The sequence below is a fragment of the Bacillus infantis genome (assembly GCF_050107595.1).
Classification (GTDB): Bacteria; Bacillota; Bacilli; order Bacillales; family Cytobacillaceae; genus Bacillus_AB; species Bacillus_AB infantis_C.
On the sequence record NZ_JBNILH010000052.1, the window covers coordinates 1 to 253 of the forward strand.

Genomic DNA, 253 nt, shown 5'->3' on the forward strand with positions numbered 1-253 from the left:
GGAGCTGACAGATACTAATAGATCGAGGACTTAACCACATTTGATTGCTTTGTAATTCTTCTTCTGCATTATCTAGTTTTGAGGGAATAAAAAATTAAAAAATCCCTTGCAAAACAAAAACAAGATGGTATAATAATACTTGTCTTGAAAAAATAGTCTGGTGGCGATAGCGAGAAGGTCACACCCGTTCCCATACCGAACACGGAAGTTAAGCTTCTCAGCGCCGATGGTAGTTGGAGGTTCTCCTCCTGTG

The 253-nt window shown here is 39.9% G+C and carries 1 rRNA gene; it reads left to right on the forward strand.

Annotated features, from left to right (window positions below):
• Positions 1-156: 156 nt before the first annotated feature.
• A 5S ribosomal RNA gene (rrf, locus tag ACQCVH_RS25400) occupies positions 157-253 on the forward strand; the annotation flags it as partial.